Source organism: Pseudovibrio ascidiaceicola (assembly GCF_900114245.1).
GTDB classification, from domain to species: Bacteria; Pseudomonadota; Alphaproteobacteria; order Rhizobiales; family Stappiaceae; genus Pseudovibrio; species Pseudovibrio ascidiaceicola.
In genome coordinates, this window is sequence record NZ_FOSK01000009.1 from 78,625 (window position 1) to 94,855 (window position 16,231).

Here is a 16,231-nt window from a genome sequence, read left to right on the forward strand (position 1 = left end):
ATTCTGCTGTTTTGACGGAGGGAAGCGCAAATTATCTGTTAAGTATTTGATAAAATATGCCTACTTTAATTTCCTAGTGGGCAAAAATTGCTTAGTAATGACGGTATTAACCATTCGGTAATCAGTGTTAACCAATTAGGTTGCATTAACAGTTACTAAACTTTTAATTGCGATTCACCGGGACGCAAAAATGGCAGATGCGGAACTGCAAAATACTGAGGATGAAGGTAAGTCCGGCAAACGCAAGATCGTTATCGGAGCGATTGCTGGCGTCTTGCTGTTAACCCTTGGTGTGGGCGGTGCATATGTAATGGACTGGATTGATCTGGGCGACACAGCCACCGTCAAGCGAGCGGATGGCACTGTTGAGCAGATCCAAACCAAGCCTGTCGTTTTTTACGATCTGCCAGAAATGACGGTGAATCTCTCTACTCAAGGCCGCACGACCTATCTGAAAGTCCGCATCGCACTGGAAGTTGAGAGCGATAGCATGGTTTCTCAGGTAGAGCCTTATCTTCCGCGCATTCTTGATGCTTTCCAGATTTATCTGCGTGAGTTGCGCCCTGCTGATCTTGAAGGATCTGCCGGATTGTTCCGCTTGAAGGAGCAGCTTCTGCGTCGCATCAACTCTGCAATCTATCCAGCCAAGGTTGAAGGGGTTCTCTTTAAAGAGATCCTGATCCAGTAGGGGAGCGGCATATGTCAGATACCGATACTCTCCCTGAAAATATGGATGATGCCTGGGACACAGCCCTTTCTGAAGCAGAGGGTGGTGACAGTGATGAGGATCTTGCGGCGGCGTGGGGCGCTGCGCTGCAGGAGCAAGGCGTAGAAGGCGGTGAAGAGGCCGCAGCTCAATGGGCTGCAATGATCGACGACAGCGAGCCGGACCTTGAGAGTGCGTCTCGTGGTGCGGACCGTATTCTGAATCAGGAAGAGATCGACAATCTTCTGGGCTTTACGCTGGATGGGTCTCTGGCTGGTGATGAAGGTGGTATTCGTGCGCTGATCAATTCGGCAATGGTGTCTTATGAGCGCCTGCCGATGCTGGAGATCGTGTTTGACCGTCTCGTACGTCTCACCACAACATCTCTGCGAAATTTCACATCGGATAATGTTGAAGTCTCTTTGGACTCCATGACCAATGTGCGTTTTGGTGACTACCTGAACTCAATTCCACTTCCTGCAATCCTTGGTGTTTTCAAGGCCAAGGAATGGGATGGGTTCGGGCTTGTTACTGTTGAGAGCTCTCTGATCTATTCCATCATTGATGTGTTGCTTGGTGGTGGTCGTGGATCTTCACCAACGCGCGTTGAGGGGCGGCCATATACCACGATTGAAAGCAATCTGGTGCGCCGGATGATTGAGATTATCCTGCTGGATGCGGAGCAGGCTTTTGGACCTCTGTCCCCTGTGAGCTTCCCGCTTGAGCGTTTGGAAACGAACCCACGCTTTGCCGCGATTTCCCGTCCTGCGAATGCCGCCATCATGGTTGAGCTGCGCATCGATATGGAAGACCGTGGCGGTAAAGTTGAAATTGTGCTGCCTTACGCGACCCTTGAGCCAATCCGTGACCTGCTCCTGCAGATGTTCATGGGTGAGAAGTTCGGGCGTGATCCTATTTGGGAAGAGCACCTTGCCACTGAGGTTTATTCCTCAGAAGTGCAGGTTGATGCTGTCCTTTATGAAAATACAATCCCGCTCCAGCGGGTGTTGAATCTGGAAGTTGGTCAGACCTTGCTGTTTGATACCGGTCCTCGTGATCCTGTTCAGGTGAAGTGCGGGGGAGTGGCTTTGACAGAAGGCCTGATGGGCCATGTTGATGACCGAATTTCCATCGAAATTTCAAAGAAGCTGAAGCAACCGAAAATGACGCTCGCCGCTTTTGAAAAGTCCCTGCAAAGCGAACTGGAGACAAACTAGATGTCCCTAGGTCTTATTATTGAATGCATCGTTGCGGTTCTTCTTGTGATTACCATTGGGTATTGCTGGACACTCAACCGTCGCCTAAGCCGTCTCCGCTCTGACGAAGAGTCCTTGCGCGCAACCATTTCGGAGCTGATTACAGCGACTGAAATTGCAGAGCGTGCGATCATGGGTCTCAAGTCGACGTGTGGAAATGCGGACCGTACGCTTGGTGTGCGTTTGGGCGAAGCTGAGGCGGTTTCCCGCAAACTGACTGATCAGTTGGGAGCAGGTGAGGATGTGCTGGACCGCATTGGTGGTGTTGCAGATCGTGCACTTGCTGATCGTGATACCCGTGTGGCCGCGCCAGCAGGCCCGGTATCTCGCACGTATGAAACCGCAGCGGAGGGACTTGCTGCCGGGATCATTGCGGAGCAGGAAACGATGCATCCGGCAGAGACGCGCAGTGCACCAGCCCCGAAAGCTGCGACCCGTTCTGTGACCCGTGACATTCGTGAAGCTGCAAATGAATCAGCTGCGCGCCTTGAGCGCTTCCGCAGACAAGCGCAGGACCGCGTAGCATGAAACTAAGGCTCCTTCCGATTGTCGTATTTGCCGGTAGTGCCCTTCTGGTATTGAAGTTGCTTGGTTTCTTTTTAGGCGGCACCTATCCGCTTGGTGCTGTTCGGGTTGCGGATGCTCAGCAGTCAGAAGTCGCGAAGGTTGAGGAAGAGGCACCAGCACCAGCTACTCCAAACGTTCTTCCCAACCCATCCGGTGCGCGAAAGATTCAGGTTGCTCAAAATGCGAGTGGTGTGAAGGAAAGTGGTGTTCCAACGAACTCTGTTTCTGAACTTGCCGTTCTCAATAGTCTTGGTAATCGCCGTGACGTGCTGAACCAACGTGAAAATGATCTGGAGCTTCGCGAGCAGGTTCTTGCTGCTGCTGAAGCGCGTTTGAATAAGCGTTTTCAGGAGCTTAAGGCACTTGAAGCGAAGATTGATTCTGAAGTTGAGCGCAAGGAAAAGCAGGCTGCGGAAGAGATCCTGGATCTGGTGAAGATCTATGAAAGCATGAAGGCTAAAAACGCTGCCCGGATCTTCAACCGTCTGGACCTGGACATCATGTTGAAAGTGGTGAAGGAGATGCAGCCGCGGAAGATGGCGGATGTGCTTTCTGAGATGGATCCGGAAATGGCAGAGCAGTTAACAATTGCACTGGCTGCAGGCGAGAGCCGCAATGTGAAGACGACTTCCACAATTCTTCCGAAGATTCAGGGGAATTAACTGAGCAAATTGGCGGTTTTTCGCTCTTGGCTCAGGAGTCTGTAAGCTTGCGTTAATAGCCAATTGTTACAGATACCTAATTAATTTTAGGAGTAAGAATCGGGCATGGGCGATTTTGGGGGCGACCTTAAGGATAAGCAGAAGCATTCCTTTCTGCGCGCCACTTTACCTTTTTTGCCGCGCCGTGCATTGCATGGAGCACGCATTGTGAGGGTAAAGGGTAAGGCTTGGCTTGTCTCCTTCATGCTCGCCACAACTGCTCTTGGGGGCAGTGTTTTAAGTGCTTGGGCTGAGCCAGCTTCTGCTGTGCTTGAAGTTGAAGACACTGGCAATTTTGCCCGTATGGTGATCACATTCCCGGATCGCTCGTTGTTACCTCCCTATGAAGCTTCCATTTCCACCAGTGTCCTGCGGATCTCCTTTCCGGAAGGCATTGAAGCGGATGTTGATGATGTGCCGGAAGCTTTGATGGATTACATCTCCATTGCTCGTGCTGATCCTGATGGCGCTGCGTTGCGTTTCGCATTGCGACAGCCGGTTAACATCAACAGTATGGAAGCTGGAGAGAAGCTCTTTATTGATCTGCTTCCAGCCAGTTATGAAGGTCGGCCTCCATCCTTACCGCAGGATGTGGTTGATGAGCTCGCCCGGCGGGCTGCGGAAGCGCTTGAGCGTATTCGTGTGCTGGAAGAAGCAAACGCACTTGAAGATCAGGAGATCAAGGTCAAGCTGCGGATTGGTACGCACCCAACATTTACACGTCTGATCTTTGATTGGAATGTGCAGGTTGGCAGTGCGTTTGAGCGCAACGGAAACAATATCCGCGTCAAGTTTGATCAGGCTGCTGATCTGGATCTGTCTCAGTTCAAGGCTAGTTTGCCGGGGACTGTGTTGGATGTTGGTTCCAAAACCCGTGACAATGATCTGATCTTCAACATGATTGTTGATCCGAGTGTTGATGTGCGATCTTTTCAGGAAGGTAAGCAGCTTATTGTTGATGTCACGCCTGAAGACATCGGCCAGCTGGATCCGCGTGTCACCGAAGTTAGAGATGAGCTTTTTGGCAATGATGATGTGCCGCAAGGTGCATCAAATGTTATAAATACGCTTGGCACTAAAGATGCTGCACCTTCTGCAATTGCGCCTGCCGTGTCTGCTGTTGTTGATCAGGCTCCGGTTGCTGCTCCGGGAAGTCTGTTTCCGACGCCTCAACCTGTTCAGACGGCTCAAACCAGCGTGAATGATGGCCTTGATTTTCCGCAGATGCCGTTGCCGGTTGCAAAGCCGGAATTGGAACGCATTGGCGATCCGGTTGACCGGTTGGCTCCAGCTGACATTCCTCAATCAAAGCCTTCGGAAGAAGACTTGCAGGCTGAGGTTGGCAAGGAGCCTGAGCCCGTTGAAGCTGTTGTTGTAAATGCGCAACCTGTTCGCCGTGTGAAACCTGAGCCAGCGCCTGAAACTGATGTGGCACCTGTTGCTGAGGTGATTCCAGAGACCGATCTCATTGCTGAGGTTGTGAATGCAGGGGGGCAGACCTCGATACCAGTAACGCCTGCTTCTGAACAGGATGCACGCGCGGCTGCTGTTCCGGCTGCCGCAGCTGTTGTTGCTGATGCGGAAGAGGAGCTGCCGATTGCGCGTCGTGCTTCTGCTGAAACAATTATTCAGGAAGAGAACGACGCTGCAGCGCGTGTTGTTGGTGTTGAGACGTATCGTATTGGTGATACCGTTCGTCTGGTGTTTCCGTTTGAGCACGAGGTTGGTGCTGCTGTTTTCCGCCGAGATGAAAAGGTTTGGGCGGTGTTCGACAGTGAGGAACATCTGGACGGGCGCGGTATTCCAGCCGTTTTGAGTGATCTTGCGCGCAAGGTGGAACTTGATGAAGTTGATGGCGCACAGGTGCTACGGTTTGACCTGAAGCGGACCACGTTGATCTCCATTGAGTATCAGGATGATGCATGGGCGATCACTCTAGGGCCGTCGATCTCGACAAAGACTGAACCGGTTGATGTTGAGCGGAATGTGCAGGGTGATGGCTCGAATGTTCTGCGCCTGCCGTTTGGTGCAAGTGGGCGATTGCATGTGCTGACTGACAAGAGCGTCGGCGACCGGATTTATGTGGTCAGCGGTCCGGCACCTGTTCGTGGAATTTTGAAGTCGCACCGGTTCCCTCAGGTTCAGATCCTGCGCAGCTCTCAGGGACTTGCCGTTGTTCCGAGTGCTGATGGTATTGATGTTGAATTGTCGGGCGAAGATCTTGTGATCTCCAGACCTGACGGGTTGAAGATTTCGAACCGTGGTCTTTCCAAAGGCACGACGATTGGTGCTCATGTTAAAGACCCAACACAGCCGGGCCTGATTGAATTTGCACAGCTGGACCAGCAAAAGCCTGAGGATTACATGCAGGGCCTTCGGGCGCATGAAGATGCGATTGCGAAGGCTGATCCGGAGCAGTTGAGTGGCCCGCGGCTGGACATGGCACGGTTTTTCCTCTCCAGCGGGTTTGCGCAGGAAGCTATTGGCACCTTGCGAATCATGGAAGAGGACGATCCTCTCATCGAGAAAGATGCCACCTTCAACGTGATGATGGGCGCTGCGCAGATGTTGGCGTCGCGACCGGGTGAGGCGCTCGAGTATCTTGCAGCTCCTGAACTTGCCAGCAGTCCTGATGCTGCAGTGTGGCGGACCTTTGCGCATTCCTCTTTAGGGGACTGGCAGGGCGCTCATGCAAATCTTGGGCGCGGGCTGGCTGTTATGGCCAATTATCCGGTGATGTTGCAGGTGTACTTCAACCTAGCAGCTGCCAAGACGCATTTGGCGCTTGGAAACTATGGGCGTGCACTTGGGGCGTTGTCGCAGATTGAGCCTTCTGATGTGAATGAAGAGCAGGCCATTCAGTATGACTTGCTGCGCGGACGGATTGCAGATGCTTCTGGGCGTTCTCAGGAAGCGCTGGATGTGTATGACCTTGTGGTGCGCTCCAGTGATGGGCCGGAGGCTGCAGAAGCCAAGTTCCTTAGTGTGAAGCTGCGGTATCGGGATGGTTTGATTGATGCGGATGAAGCTCTCTCCGAGCTCGAGGGGCTTGCTGCGTCGTGGCGTGGTGATGAAACTGAGCTGAAGACTTTGCGGTTGATGGCTCAGTTGCATGCGCAGGAAGGCAACTACCGCCGGGCCTTTGAGGCGATGTCTCAGGCTGTGCAATCTGATGCAGGGGCAGAGATCACCTCGAACATTCAGCAGGAAATGGGGTCTGTTTTTGCGACGCTGTTTCTTGAAGGCAGAGCGCAAGCTCTGGAGCCTGTGAAAGCGCTTGCGCTGTTTTATGACTTCCGTGAGCTGGTGCCTGCTGGCCGTCAAGGTGATGAGATGGCGCGGATGCTGGCTAGTCGTCTGATTGATATGGACTTGCTGGATCAGGCTGCCTCTGTTTTGCGGCACCAGATCGATAAGCGATTGAAGGGGGCTGCACGCGCTCAAATCGCAGCAGATCTGGCTGTTGTTTATCTGCTGAACCGGAAGCCGGAAGAAGCACTGCGGGTGCTTTCGCAAACGCGTCAGGGGCAGTTACCAGCTGCTTTGCAGCGCCAGCGGAATATTGTTGAGGCGCGTGCATTGAGTGAAAGCGGGCGTCCTGATCTTGCCCTGGAGCTGGTGCGTAATATGTCTGGGTCCGACGTGGATCGTTTGCGAGCTGATACACTCTGGTCGGCGCGGTCCTGGCGGAAGGCTGGCGAGCAGCTGGAGCAAATGAACGGAAGTCGCTGGTCTGATGAAGTGCCGCTTGCTGACCATGAGCGCGTTGATGTTATCCGCGCGGCGATTGCCTATACGCTGGCTGAAGACAGCTTGGGTCTTGAGCGACTACGCCAGAAGTACTCGCAGAAAATGAGCGAGTCTCCACAGGCTGAAACATTTGAGATTGTGACGCGGCCTATCGATGATCGCGGCGTCGAGTTCCTGAATGTTGCCAAGTCGGTTGGCGGCGGGGATAGTCTGGTCTCCTTCCTTGAGGAGTACAGACGCCAATACCTCTCAGCAACGCCGATTATTCCGACTGAGGAAGCATGGCTTTATCCTGAGGATGGCGATGGGGGAGCTGCTTAAGCAGCTTCGTTGTAGAAACAGTTTTAACACCGCATGATCTTTCATGCGGTGTTTTTGCTTGATGTCTGGCTGAACGGGGAAGAGGCTAACCGCCGAAACTTCGGACCAGGCTGCCTGCGATCAATTGCCAGCCGTCTACGAGCACAAAGAAGATGAGCTTGAACGGCAGTGAGATCACGATTGGGGGCAGCATCATCATACCCATGGACATCAGGACTGATGCAATCACGAGATCGATGATGAGGAACGGCAGGTAGAGCAGGAAGCCAATTTCAAAGGCTCGGCGCAACTCGCTGATCATGAAGGCTGGCACCAGAACGCGCAGGCTCAGGTCTTCCGGGGTTTCCGGGGCAGGGGCCTTTGCAAGTTCCTGAAAGAGCAGGAGATCAGATTCGCGTACTTGCTGACGCATGAACTGGTGAAAGGGTTCGGATGCTCGGTTGAATGCTTCTTGCGGATCGATGGTGCCTTCGATCATTGGCTTTGCGCCCAGATCCCAAGCGGTTTCAAAGGCAGGGGCCATAACGAAGGCTGTCAGGAACATGGCAAGGGATAGCATAACCGCGTTTGGTGGTGCGGTTTGAAGCCCGATTGCAGAGCGGAGCAGTGAAAGAACCACGACTATACGTGTGAAGCTCGTCACCATGATCAGGATGCTCGGTGCCAGTGAGAGCACCGTGAGCAGCATGACCAGCTGAACTGCACGTTCTGTTACAGAGTTGCCTTCCCCGCCTCCAAAATCAATTGAAATGCTTTGGGCAGCAGCAGGACCGAACCAGAAAAGCAAGAGAGCGAAACCCAAAAGCCCTAGTCGGCCTTTGTTTTCGCTCAGCTTTGCTTTTATCATTCCTGCTAAATTATTTTGTGTTGGCCTCAATGTCATCTAGCAGGTCTGCCATTTCCTTTGCGATGCCATCGGCGGCTTCGCTGGGATCGTCTTTAGGTGATGTTTTCTCTGCTTTTTTAGGAGCAGTTTCGGAAGTCACAGGCTTTTCTGCCTTCTCTTCCTGTTTTACTGGTTTCTCAGCTTCAGGTGCTTTTTCCGACTTAGCTGGCTTCTTGTCTTTTGCTTTGCTGGCGGCTTTTTGCTTTGCCTTGGCTGGTTCAGGCTTTTGCTCCGCAGCAGGTGTTGGCGTTGCCTCTGCTTTTTCCGCTGGCTTGGCCACTGGTGCTGCGTCAGCTTTTGCCTCTTCTGGCTTCAGCGCGGGCTTTTCAGGGGCAGCTTCAGCTTTTGCGACAGGCTTTTCGACTGCAGCCTCAGGCTTTGGCTCGTCTTTTTTCTCTTCCTGCACTTTGGCTGGCGTCTCAGTTACCCGCGGGCGCATGAAGGCACTTGCTGCGTTTGCTGCCGGACCATTCAAAGGCGGTTTCATTGCTGCATTTGGAATAGGCTTGGATGCTGCCGGTGCTTCTGGCTGTGGCGCTTCCGGTTTAGGCGCAGGTTTTTCTGCAGTTTTCTCTAGTACTGGCGCGATCGGCTCCGCCTGCTTCACGGCTGGGCTTGGCTGTGATGGGCTGAGTGAGCGTGGTGAGGCCGGACGCGCTGGAGACGGGCGTGCTGTGATTGGCCGTGCCGCTACTTTTTGAACACCACGTGCGCCGCCAATGGTTGGCGTCTGCAAGGCAGCTGGTCTGCCTGCTGGCGCGCTTGCCGGTGCTGGGGCAGCTGGTCTTACCGGGCGCGCAGATGCCATGTGCCCTGTTGCTGCAGCTTGAGGGACTGGTGCTGCCTGAGGCACAGTAGCAACTTTTTCTTTGATTGCTGCTGGTGCCGGGGCAGGTGCTGTCGCGACAGGTTGTGCAGGTGTCTTTACTTCAGGCTGCTGCTTTGGGGCAGGGCGGCTTGCAAGTGCAGGTTTCACCTCTGCCGCTGCAGGTGTTGCTTCTTCACCCCAGTTCAAGCGTGCTGTTGGTTCTTCTGAAGAGGGTGTTTGTTCTGGTGTTGCCGGTGTGGTGCCGACTTGCCCGTTGCCAGTAAACATCTGCCCGCGAGGCGGGGCCGAGACCGGCATGCCGCGGATGATGCCTTGTTCAACAACAACGTCGTTGGCGCCCCCAATCATAATGAGGTGCTCAACATTGTCTCGGCGGACAAGCAGTAATCTGCGCCGCGCATCAATATCGGTTGCATCCATGATTGCAAGACGAGGTTGGCGACTTCGCGACCCCTTGTAACTGGTTCTTGCTAAGCGCTTCAAAAGCGGGATGCAGACCGCAATGAGAACCGCGATAATCAACATCGCCAGTACGACAGCAAGAAGCTGGGCGCTTCCCTGCGACATACCAGTGGTTTGGGCCAGCCAGTCAGGCATGAATGTTCCTCAACTCGTATTCAACATTCAGCGGACTGCTCTTTAGACTAAACAGCCCGGAATTGGGGTACGAATCCCCGCATTAACTCATGCGCGCATTTGTAACCTATAGTTTATGTAGAATGAACAGTTCACAGGGATGAAGTTAGTGGCGTTACCCGAGTTTTTACGCGAAAATCACGAAATTCCACTTTTGGACGGGTGAATTTTGCTGGCTCGGCAAATTTTTCCACGTCTCAGGCCACAATTCTTAATAGGTGCTAAAGCCTATGATTCTTTTCAGTGCTCTGATGTGCTCGGAATTTAGGTAGTGCTCTGCTTTTTAAGGATTCTTCGGTGTGTAAATATTAATAGAACCTTAACATTAACTTTTTGTTAACCATTGCCTAGGCACTTTCTACCTAGTTTAATTTACCAAATCTGTTCTCATAGGTTGTGCTGTCAGATGGCCTTAACTGATCTTCCGATGTTTCAGGCATTGCGCCAAAAGATGCAGTGGCACCAACAACGTCAGGGTGTACTGGCGGAAAATGTTGCCAATGCAGATACGCCTGGTTACCGCAGCAAGGACCTGAAGGATCTGAGCTTTGGTGACATGGTCCAGGCCGAGGCTGGAGCTGGAGCCTTGCGCCCTGTGGCAACCAATGCCGGGCACATCACAAGTGGTGGGATCAGCGCTGGTGTCGGGACGAAAGTAAGCAAGGCTTCCAGCTTTGAAAGAACCCCAGACGGCAACAGTGTGGTTCTTGAAGAGCAGATGATGAAGATCGCCGAGAACCAGATCGACTATCAGACAGCAACAAGCCTCTATACGCGCAGCCTTGGCATGTTCAAGACCGCGCTTAGACGATGAGTGAGAGCAGTTGCCTTGGTGTGATGAGCACTGAGGTTAGTGTGGGAGGAACCCATGGATTTTATTAAGTCGATGTTTATTGCGGCGTCCGGGCTGAAGGCTCAGACAGGTCGCATGCGGGTGATCGCAGAGAACATTGCCAACGCAGATTCCACCGGCCAGACACCGGGTGAGGATCCGTATCGCCGCAAGGTTCCTACATTCACAAACAGCTTTGACAGCAAGGTGGAAGCTGAGCTGGTGAAGCTTGGCAAGGTGCGTGAAGACCAGAGTGAGTTCAAGCTTCGGTATGAGCCGGACCATCCGGCGGCCAATGACAAAGGCTATGTGAAGATGCCGAATGTGAGTACGCTGGTTGAGATGGCGGATATGCAGGAAGCGACCCGCTCTTATGAAGCGAACCTGAATGTGGTGAAGTCTTCACGTTCCATGATGCAGAAAACACTCGATATTCTTAGAGGTTGATGACCGGTTGGCTGACACCGGAAGGAGATACAATCATGTCTAATGCTTCTATTGCTGCAAGTGCTTATGCAAACACAGCAAAACTGAGCAATCCACTTGAAGCTGCCAGTGAGAGCGGTGACAAAAGCGGTGCTTTTGGCAATATGGTTCAGTCTGCAATCAGCGAGATCAACGAGGGTGGTCAGGTTGCTGATGTGCAGTCCCTTAACCTGTTGCAGGGCAAAGCCAATGTGGTGGATGTGGTGACAGCGGTTGCCGAAACTGAGCTTGCTCTGGAGACCGTCGTTTCGGTTCGTGATCGCGTTATTTCTGCGTATGAAGAAATTATGCGGATGCCAATCTAACAGCTTGGCTATATGTGTCGGTGCCAAGATGATGAGCGAGAGGGTGGTTAAAGCAGGATGAGCGGAGCAGAAGTGCTGGATATTGCCAGCGAGGGCATATGGACGCTTATTCTGGTGTCGTCTCCTGTGATGCTTATCGGGCTTCTGGTTGGTGTGATTGTTGCGCTGTTTCAGGCGCTGACACAAATTCAGGAACAGACGCTGGTGTTTGTTCCTAAGATCCTGAGTATCTTTATTGCGTTGCTCGTGACACTTCCTTTCATGGGGGAGTTGATGAATTCTTTTACAAACCGCATTGCCGGGTTGATTATCTCCGGATATTGAGCGAGATACAGCGCAGGGCGGCGCGCATTCTGGGGGCAAATTTGTGACGGTCAATCTGGATTTTCTACCGGTGATCGTTATGGGTTTCCTGCTGATGTTTGCGCGTATCGGCACAATGTTTATGCTCGTGCCTGCCTTTGGTGAATCCTTCATTCCAGTCCGTGTCCGTTTGACCATCGCGCTTTTGATGACTTACGTGCTGGCCCCCATCAATGCTAATCTTTATCCGCCAGATGCCATGAGCAGTCTGCCGCGCCTGCTGGGTTTGCTGGGTGGGGAGCTTTTGGTGGGGTTCTTTATCGGTCTGTCGATGAAGCTGATTTCCTACGCCCTTTCTACTGCTGGTACGATCATGGCCAACCAATCCGGCCTTGCTTTTGCGATGGGCGGTGATGCAACGAACTCTGGTCAGCAGGGCGCGTTGATGGGCAACTTCCTGAATGTGCTTGGCATCTGCATGGTGTTTGTGACCAACCTGCATTACGTGATGATTGCTGCCATGCAAGATAGTTTCACGCTGTTCCCTCCAGGTAATCCGCTGCCGGTTGGCGACCTCTCAGCACAGGCGATTGCGACGGTGTCGCACATGTTTTCTGTCGCCCTTCGCATGGGGGCCCCGTTCATCGTAGTCGGGATCGTGTTTTACTTCAGTCTGGGCCTGCTGAACAAGCTGATGCCACAGATGCAGATCTTCTTCATCGCCATGCCGGTCAATATTCTGATTGGGTTTGGTATCTTCTTGCTGCTGCTTTCAACGCTGATGGGTTTCTACCTGACAGAGTTCCGAAATGCGCTTCAGCCGTTCCTGCTGAATTAACGAGGGATGTAATGGCTGACGATACCGACGATTCGGAGAAAACCGAGGACCCCACCCAAAAACGGCTCGATGATGCATTCGAGAAAGGGGACATACCGAAATCGCAGGAAGTGAGTGCCTGGTTCTCGTTGTTGGGGACTGCTTTGGTGATTTCTTTCCTTGCTCCTGCGATGGTTGGGGGCATTTCTACAATTTTAAAGGGCTTTTTTGCCCATGCAGACACGATTGCTGTTGATCCGGGCGCTCTTGTTTTCCTTTTAGAAATAACTGGGCCCGAAATACTTGGTGTGGTGGCACTGCCGTTGCTCACACTTCTGGTGCTTGCCGTTGTTGGCAATGTGGTTCAGCACAAACCACTTTGGACAGCTGAACGGTTGAAGCCGAAGTTGAACAAGATCTCGCCGCTTTCAGGAATGAAGAGGTTGTTCTCTAAAGACAGCCTTGCGAACTTTCTGAAAGGGCTTGTGAAGATCATTGCGGTTGCTGTGGTTGTCTTTCTGGTGCTGTGGCCGGAAAGAGACCGTCTGGATACAGTGGTGTTCAGAGAAACGGGCCTTGTGCTGGAGGAGGTCCGCGAACTTGCTATTATGGTGATTGGAGCAATTCTTGCGCTTATGACTGTTGTTGCCGGAGCCGATTTGGTGTGGCAACGGAAAAAATGGTTCGAAAAGCAAAAGATGACCCAGCAGGAAGTGAAAGAGGAATACAAGCAATCTGAGGGTGATCCCAAGATTAAAGCCAAAATTCGAGAGTTGCGCCTTCAGCGTTCACGCAACAGAATGATGGCAAGTGTGCCGGATGCGACGGTTGTTATTACAAACCCGACCCACTACGCGGTTGCCCTGAGTTATGAAGAGGGCATGGGAGCACCGCAATGTGTTGCGCTTGGGGTGGATGAACTGGCGCTCCGCATACGAGAGGTTGCGAAAGAATCTGATGTGCCGATCGTGGAGAACCCACCACTGGCACGTGCGTTGTATGCAACGATAGAATTGAATGATTATGTGCCTGAGGAGCACTACGCCGCGGTTGCTAAGGTGATTGGTTATGTCATGCAGCTGCGTAAAAAGAAGAGCTGGCGGTCTTAACGGCACATGCGTGTCGGAGTGTCGGCTTTGGAGCGGACTATTCTCATGGCGCGATGGAGTCAAATCGTCTGCGGGGCAGCCGTAGAGAGGGTAAGATGACGAAGACCGAAGCGCGGCGACCTGAGCCGGTGATAGACAGGACAGACAAGGGCGGCAGCCTTGGGGCCTTGATGCTGCTTGCATTAGGCCTTGTCGCAGCGACAGCCGCCTTTGCGTTAATGCGCAAAGAACAGGCAGAGCCCTATATTCTCGGGCTTCTGGGTGTTCTGGCTGTTGTCGGGGTGTTTTCTCTCTTTGCTATGGCAATCGGGCTTTTGCGGTTTATCTCTAAAACTCATCGCAATCCGCTTGCTGAATCCTTCATGAACTCACTGGATGATGGCGTGCTTCTCGCTGATCACAATGGCCGTATCATTTACGCCAACCAGTCCTATGCTGAGTTGACGGGGGCCCGTGGGCCTGCGGATGTGCGCACGGTGGAGCGGGTGTTTTCGTCAGACCCGGATGCCGCTGATGCCATTTTCCGACTGTCGCAAGCGGTGCGGAGCGGGCGTTACGCGACAGAAGAAGTGCGCCTGCCGAATGCGGTTGGTGAGGTTGCCAGCGGTGCGCGCTGGTACCGTATTAGCGTAAGGCCGTTGGATCAGGACGCTGCGGTTGGCGTTGAAAGCGGCATAACCATCTGGCAGGTCTCTGATATCACTCGTGACCGAACCGAACAGGAAAACTCCTTCCAGGAGCTGCAGCGAGTTATCAATTTCCTCGATCATGCACCCTGTGGGTTCTTCTCTTCGGACAGCACTGGCAAGTTGGTTTACCTGAATGCGACACTTGCTGACTGGCTTGGCTATGATCTGACCCAATTCATCTCCGGCGAACTGTCTTTGAAAGACATCGTGCGCGGAGAAGGGGCGGCTCTTGTTGAGGCGCTGCTGGGCTCTGAGGGTGAAGTTAAGACCGAGAGCTTTGATATTGATCTGGTGACCCGCAATGGCACCGGTCTGCCTGTGCGCCTAGTGCACCGTGTTCCGTTTGGAGCTGATGGGCTTGCTGGTGACAGTCGTACGCTTGTGATCAATCGCTCTGCGGGCAATGATGATGAGGAAGCGCTGCGGGCTGCCGAGGTTCGCTTCTCACGCTTCTTCAACAATACGCCTGTTGCGATTGCCTCTATCGACAAGAATGGTCTTGTGGAACGCACCAATGGCCCGTTCATGCGCTTGTTTGAGCAGGGTGAAGGCCTTGGCAAGGATGTAAAGCTCACCGAGTTCGTCGTTGAAACTGACCGTGTTGCTCTGCAAAGTGCGCTGGAAGAAGCTGCGCTGGGCAAGAGCGAGATTGCGCCGCTTGATGTCTCGCTTAAAGGGAATGGTGATCCGCGCTCCGCGACCTTCTACGTTTCTGCAGTACAGGACAGCCAGGCCGGTGAAGATGCTGCGGTGATCTACGTTCTGGAAACCACCCAGCAGCGCGCGCTTGAAGCTCAGTTTGCCCAGAGCCAGAAGATGCAGGCGATCGGTCAGCTGGCTGGTGGTGTTGCACATGATTTCAATAACGTTTTGACAGCTATTATCGGGTTTTCCGATCTGCTGCTGGCAAGCCACCGTCCAACGGATCCGGCGTTCCAGGACATCATGAACATCAAGCAGAATGCAAACAGGGCCGCTGGTCTTGTGCGTCAGTTACTTGCGTTCTCGCGTCGTCAGACCTTGCGTCCGCAGGAGCTGGCACTTGCGGATGTGCTTGCAGATGTTTCTATTTTGCTGGATCGTTTGCTTGGGGAGAAGATTGAGCTGAAGCTTGTTCATGGACGCGAGTTGTGGCCTGTGATGGCGGATGTGAACCAGCTTGAGCAGGTGATCGTCAACCTTGCGGTGAATGCCCGTGATGCGATGGAAGGCGGCGGTGAGGTCTCTATTCGTACGCTCAACGTTGAAGAAGCTGTTTCCAAAACCTATGAAAATACGCGCGGTATGCCTGCGGGTGAGTATGTGCTGATCGAGGTTGCTGATAACGGCCACGGCATGTCGCAGGACGTGATGGACAAGATTTTTGAGCCGTTCTTCTCGACCAAAGATGTTGGTAAGGGAACGGGGCTTGGGCTTTCAACTGTTTATGGCATTGTGAAGCAGACTGGCGGCTATGTGTTCTGCACCAGTGAAGTTGGCGTGGGCACTACGTTCCGCATCTTCCTGCCACGTCACATCTCCACCGAGAAGGAAGAGGTTGTTGAGGTTAAGCCGGAACAGGAAGTGACCGAAGCAGACCTGACAGGTTCTGCCACCATCTTGCTTGTTGAGGATGAAGAGGCTGTGCGGGCCTTTGCTGCACGTGCCTTGAGTGGCCGGGGTTATGAGGTGTTTGAAGCTGGTTCCGGCACTGAGGCACTGGAAGTGATGGAAGAGACCGGCGGGGCAGTCGACCTTGTGGTTTCTGATGTGGTGATGCCGGAGATGGATGGACCAAGCCTGCTTATTGAGCTGCGCAAGACGCGTCCTGACCTGAAGATCATCTTTGTTTCTGGTTATGCCGAGGATGCGTTTGAGAAGAACCTGCCTGCTGAGGAGAGTTTCACCTTCTTGCCGAAGCCGTTCACGCTTAAACAGCTTGCAACAACTGTGAAAGAAACTCTGGAAGCCAAGACGCAAGAGCGTGCTTAGTTTCTTGCTCTTTAATGCAAAAGGCCGGAGAGCTGGGAAGCTTTCCGGCCTTTTTTGAATCTTGGAT

14 protein-coding genes are annotated in these 16,231 nt (G+C 53.0%); 12 read left to right on the forward strand and 2 right to left on the reverse strand.

Translation table 11 applies throughout. The features are described from left to right. The first annotated feature begins 190 nt into the window (after window positions 1-190). The 5 genes from BM231_RS17270 to BM231_RS17290 all read left to right on the forward strand — a co-directional run bounded on the left by BM231_RS17270 (window position 191) and on the right by BM231_RS17290 (window position 7,301). On the forward strand, window positions 191-688 hold the full coding sequence (locus tag BM231_RS17270) for a flagellar basal body-associated FliL family protein (protein ID WP_093521284.1): 498 nt from the start codon (window positions 191-193) through the stop codon (window positions 686-688). Between the two features lie 11 nt (window positions 689-699). Continuing rightward, entirely contained in the window at window positions 700-1,923 is a 1,224-nt protein-coding gene (fliM, locus tag BM231_RS17275; protein ID WP_093521285.1) for a flagellar motor switch protein FliM, read from the forward strand. Beyond that, a complete protein-coding gene (locus tag BM231_RS17280) occupies window positions 1,924-2,490 on the forward strand; it encodes a DUF6468 domain-containing protein (protein ID WP_093521286.1) in 567 nt (188 codons plus the stop codon). Next, entirely contained in the window at window positions 2,487-3,191 is a 705-nt protein-coding gene (locus tag BM231_RS17285) for a MotE family protein (RefSeq protein ID WP_093521287.1), read from the forward strand. Before BM231_RS17280 ends, BM231_RS17285 begins: the two co-directional genes overlap by 4 nt. 105 nt (window positions 3,192-3,296) lie before the next feature. Continuing rightward, the gene (locus BM231_RS17290; protein ID WP_208860461.1) at window positions 3,297-7,301 is read left to right on the forward strand and encodes a hypothetical protein; all 4,005 of its coding nucleotides are present in this window, start codon (window positions 3,297-3,299) and stop codon (window positions 7,299-7,301) included. 85 nt (window positions 7,302-7,386) lie between these two features. Here BM231_RS17290 and fliP read toward each other — a convergent pair whose 3' ends face one another. Beyond that, window positions 7,387-8,148, reverse strand: coding sequence for a flagellar type III secretion system pore protein FliP (gene fliP, locus BM231_RS17295; RefSeq protein WP_208860462.1), 762 nt, complete (start codon window positions 8,146-8,148; stop codon window positions 7,387-7,389). A gap of 10 nt (window positions 8,149-8,158) precedes the next feature. Then, window positions 8,159-9,613, reverse strand: a complete 1,455-nt coding sequence (locus tag BM231_RS17300; RefSeq protein WP_093521288.1) for a flagellar biosynthetic protein FliO — start codon at window positions 9,611-9,613, stop codon at window positions 8,159-8,161. Between the two features lie 445 nt (window positions 9,614-10,058). Between BM231_RS17300 and flgB the strand changes: the two genes are divergently transcribed. The 7 genes from flgB (at window position 10,059) to cckA (ending at window position 16,164) form a co-directional block, all read left to right on the forward strand. Next, complete coding sequence (flgB, locus tag BM231_RS17305) at window positions 10,059-10,466, forward strand: flagellar basal body rod protein FlgB (protein ID WP_093521289.1); 408 nt, start codon at window positions 10,059-10,061, stop codon at window positions 10,464-10,466. 54 nt (window positions 10,467-10,520) lie between these two features. Further along, window positions 10,521-10,931: a flagellar basal body rod protein FlgC gene (gene flgC / locus BM231_RS17310; RefSeq protein ID WP_108818255.1), complete on the forward strand. Its 411-nt coding sequence runs from the start codon at window positions 10,521-10,523 to the stop codon at window positions 10,929-10,931. 35 nt (window positions 10,932-10,966) lie between these two features. Beyond that, window positions 10,967-11,275 carry a flagellar hook-basal body complex protein FliE gene (gene fliE / locus BM231_RS17315; RefSeq protein ID WP_208860463.1) on the forward strand — a complete coding sequence of 103 codons (309 nt, stop codon included), beginning with the start codon at window positions 10,967-10,969 and terminating at the stop codon, window positions 11,273-11,275. Window positions 11,276-11,332: 57 nt separating this feature from the next. Next, the gene (fliQ, locus tag BM231_RS17320) at window positions 11,333-11,599 is read left to right on the forward strand and encodes a flagellar biosynthesis protein FliQ (RefSeq protein WP_057462613.1); all 267 of its coding nucleotides are present in this window, start codon (window positions 11,333-11,335) and stop codon (window positions 11,597-11,599) included. 43 nt (window positions 11,600-11,642) lie between these two features. After that, window positions 11,643-12,416: a flagellar biosynthetic protein FliR gene (gene fliR, locus BM231_RS17325; protein ID WP_093521290.1), complete on the forward strand. Its 774-nt coding sequence runs from the start codon at window positions 11,643-11,645 to the stop codon at window positions 12,414-12,416. An 11-nt stretch (window positions 12,417-12,427) separates the two neighbouring features. Next, on the forward strand, window positions 12,428-13,504 hold the full coding sequence (flhB, locus tag BM231_RS17330) for a flagellar biosynthesis protein FlhB (protein ID WP_063298045.1): 1,077 nt from the start codon (window positions 12,428-12,430) through the stop codon (window positions 13,502-13,504). A 95-nt stretch (window positions 13,505-13,599) separates the two neighbouring features. Next, a complete protein-coding gene (gene cckA / locus BM231_RS17335; RefSeq protein WP_093521291.1) occupies window positions 13,600-16,164 on the forward strand; it encodes a cell cycle histidine kinase CckA in 2,565 nt (854 codons plus the stop codon). Window positions 16,165-16,231: the final 67 nt, after the last annotated feature.

What these genes read in the sequence shown, in the direction of transcription:
- BM231_RS17270 (WP_093521284.1), top strand. Translation starts at nt 191, where the DNA reads ATGGCAGATGCGGAACTGCAAAATACTGAGGATGAAGGTAAGTCCGGC.
- fliM (WP_093521285.1), top strand. Translation starts at nt 700, where the DNA reads ATGTCAGATACCGATACTCTCCCTGAAAATATGGATGATGCCTGGGAC.
- BM231_RS17280 (WP_093521286.1), top strand. Translation starts at nt 1,924, where the DNA reads ATGTCCCTAGGTCTTATTATTGAATGCATCGTTGCGGTTCTTCTTGTG.
- BM231_RS17285 (WP_093521287.1), top strand. Translation starts at nt 2,487, where the DNA reads ATGAAACTAAGGCTCCTTCCGATTGTCGTATTTGCCGGTAGTGCCCTT.
- BM231_RS17290 (WP_208860461.1), top strand. Translation starts at nt 3,297, where the DNA reads ATGGGCGATTTTGGGGGCGACCTTAAGGATAAGCAGAAGCATTCCTTT.
- fliP (WP_208860462.1), bottom strand. Translation starts at nt 8,148, where the DNA reads ATGATAAAAGCAAAGCTGAGCGAAAACAAAGGCCGACTAGGGCTTTTG.
- BM231_RS17300 (WP_093521288.1), bottom strand. Translation starts at nt 9,613, where the DNA reads ATGCCTGACTGGCTGGCCCAAACCACTGGTATGTCGCAGGGAAGCGCC.
- flgB (WP_093521289.1), top strand. Translation starts at nt 10,059, where the DNA reads ATGGCCTTAACTGATCTTCCGATGTTTCAGGCATTGCGCCAAAAGATG.
- flgC (WP_108818255.1), top strand. Translation starts at nt 10,521, where the DNA reads ATGGATTTTATTAAGTCGATGTTTATTGCGGCGTCCGGGCTGAAGGCT.
- fliE (WP_208860463.1), top strand. Translation starts at nt 10,967, where the DNA reads ATGTCTAATGCTTCTATTGCTGCAAGTGCTTATGCAAACACAGCAAAA.
- fliQ (WP_057462613.1), top strand. Translation starts at nt 11,333, where the DNA reads ATGAGCGGAGCAGAAGTGCTGGATATTGCCAGCGAGGGCATATGGACG.
- flhB (WP_063298045.1), top strand. Translation starts at nt 12,428, where the DNA reads ATGGCTGACGATACCGACGATTCGGAGAAAACCGAGGACCCCACCCAA.
- cckA (WP_093521291.1), top strand. Translation starts at nt 13,600, where the DNA reads ATGACGAAGACCGAAGCGCGGCGACCTGAGCCGGTGATAGACAGGACA.